2 protein-coding genes are annotated in these 2,416 nt (G+C 61.3%); one reads left to right on the forward strand and one right to left on the reverse strand.

Features of this window, described 5'->3' with window-relative positions; genetic code table 11:
* Positions 1-285: 285 nt before the first annotated feature.
* Positions 286-1,134: a lysophospholipid acyltransferase family protein gene (locus ACROHD_RS20770; RefSeq protein ID WP_432680349.1), complete on the reverse strand. Its 849-nt coding sequence runs from the start codon at positions 1,132-1,134 to the stop codon at positions 286-288.
* Between the two features lie 220 nt (positions 1,135-1,354).
* Here ACROHD_RS20770 and ACROHD_RS20775 point away from each other — a divergent pair, with 220 nt between their 5' ends.
* Positions 1,355-2,290, forward strand: a complete 936-nt coding sequence (locus tag ACROHD_RS20775) for a bile acid:sodium symporter family protein (protein WP_432680350.1) — start codon at positions 1,355-1,357, stop codon at positions 2,288-2,290.
* Positions 2,291-2,416: the final 126 nt, after the last annotated feature.

Raw genomic sequence — 2,416 nt, forward strand, 5'->3', positions numbered from 1 at the left:
GAGAACCCGCTGTTCTACAAAGAGAACACCCGCATGTTCTACGGCGACGCAAAGGCCAGCATCGACAGCCTGCTGCCGAAGATCAGCTGAGCCTGCTCGAACAACAGTTTGAAAGCCCCGAGGTCACCCCTCGGGGCTGTGCGCGGACCGAAACCATTCGCCGCGAGCGTCATCAAGGTCGGCTTACCATTACACAACGCCCGCTCGGGCCTGACTGATCCATGACATGCAAAAAGGAGCGTCAAGAACGCAAGCGTGCAAACTTGACGATGGGAAAATCCTCCGTCAGGCGCGGTAGAGCCCGGGAACCAGACCTTCTGCCAATGCCTTCAGCCGTTCCGGCGCGGTTCCGGGCGCAACGGGCGCGCCGTAATGCATATCGTAGCTCCCCCCAAGCTTGGCCAGCAATTCGGACATATAGCGCAGTGACCCGACCGTTCGGCCAAAATCGTCATTGCCGCCGCTTAGCCATCGGGCGATGGCGCGGGTACGGTAATAGTGGCGGGAATTTCGCATATCGGGTGACGCCGGCACAATCGGCGCGTCAACCGCTGCCGAGATTCGGGTGATCCCACTGCGCCAGGCGGGTTCCACCAGCTGCCCGTCCTGCAATCCCGGCACGCGGCCAGAGCCGAAGACCAGCAGCGCGCCGTCGGCTTCCAGATGTGCCCGCATTCCGGTCAGCGTCTGCCGTGCCGACAAGACATGATCCTGACGGTCAAAATCCACGGCAATAATCAGATCTGCCCCCAGAAACCTCTCAGCTTCCCGGTTCGCGACCACTTTCAGATCTGGCCGGTGCCGCAGCAGAACCCCGGCATGGGCGATGAAATCGAACGTGCCGATCGGATGGGTGGAGCCGATGACAACCCGCCCGGTGCCGGGAATATTGTCCAGGCCATGCGGTGTCAGCCGGGTGCCGCCCCTGAGGGACAAGAGCATCTCGACCAGATCCGCGCCAACGCGCCCATCCAGCGCCCTTAGAGTTTCCTCTGCCTCTCTGAGGGCGAAAAAGGCCTGCCCGGACACCGTGCGGCTGATGGCATCCACCGATTGCATGGCCATGCGCAACGCCAGAAGTCGATAATGCGCGCCATCCGTCACCCGCAGGCGGGCGCGCAGAAGATCGTCCATCGGTCTGGTCCTGTGCCGCTGCGTGGCTGTCGGGCGCATGGTCTTCCCAGTGTCCAGTATCGGTTATCCGTACACGCTAGCACGCCACACCCTTGTGTAAACCGGGGAAGCAGCCGCGCCCATGTCGATGAAGACCAGTTTCAATGCGGTTCGGAATGGCTAATGTGGTGGGCATTACAGGGTCATCGGATCACGCCGCGACCGAACAGGGGGACCAGCCATGCGACTTCCAGCCACCACTGGCATCGACGAGGCCATTCTGAACTTCTCGCCCACCAGCCTTCAAATCCTGAATGCGGTTCTGGCCATCGTCATGTTCTCGATCGCGATTGACTTGAAGCCGTCCGATTTTGGTCGCCTGATGCGTCACCCCAAGCCACTGCTGACCGGTTTGTTCTCGCAATTCATGATCCTTCCCGCGCTGACCTTTGCCCTTGTGCTGGCGACGCGGCCGCAGCCCTCGATCGCGCTTGGGCTGATCCTTGTCGCGGCTTGTCCAGGTGGCAATATTTCCAACTTCATCACTCATCGGGCCGGAGGTAACGCGGCGCTGTCGGTGTCGATGACCGCCGTTGCAACGGTCGCGGCAATCCTTCTGACGCCGATCAATATCGCCTTCTGGGGCAGTATGTATGAACCGACACGAGAGATCCTCAGGCAGACCTCTATCGACCCTGTTTCGGTGGCGATCACCGTGGGTGTGATGCTGGTGCTGCCGCTGTGCCTTGGGCTGTTGCTGAACATCCGGCGACCCGATATCACGGCCCGCATCCGCACGCCGCTGCAGTTCCTGTCGATGGGGATTTTCGTGGCCTTCGTGGTGCTGGCGCTTGCCGCCAACTGGGCGTTGTTCCTGCAGTTCGCGGGCGCGGTGGCAGCGCTGGTGCTGGCCCATAATGCGCTGGCCTTCGGAGCAGGATACGCAACCGCATCGGCCATGCGACTCTCCGCTTTCGACCGGCGCGCGGTCATGATCGAGACGGGAATTCAGAACTCCGGCCTCGGGCTGATCCTGATCTTCGGCTTTTTCGGAGGCTTGGGCGGGATGGCCGTTGTGGCGGCGTTCTGGGGAATATGGCACGCGGTGTCAGGGATCACACTGGCGGCCATTTTCTCTCGCTACGACGTGCATCCACATCCAGCAGGACTGGCCTGATCCCGGCCCGGCCCAGTATCAGGGCCGGACCGAGTTCCGGGTTTTTCGCTCAATACACGACGACGGATCTGATGGATTCGCCTTTGTGCATGAGGTCGAAGCCTGTGTTGATGTCATCGAGGCTGA

Source organism: Nioella aestuarii (assembly GCF_050896395.1).
Lineage (GTDB): Bacteria > Pseudomonadota > Alphaproteobacteria > Rhodobacterales > Rhodobacteraceae > Nioella > Nioella aestuarii.

What these genes read in the sequence shown, in the direction of transcription:
- ACROHD_RS20770 (WP_432680349.1), bottom strand. Translation starts at nt 1,134, where the DNA reads ATGGACGATCTTCTGCGCGCCCGCCTGCGGGTGACGGATGGCGCGCAT.
- ACROHD_RS20775 (WP_432680350.1), top strand. Translation starts at nt 1,355, where the DNA reads ATGCGACTTCCAGCCACCACTGGCATCGACGAGGCCATTCTGAACTTC.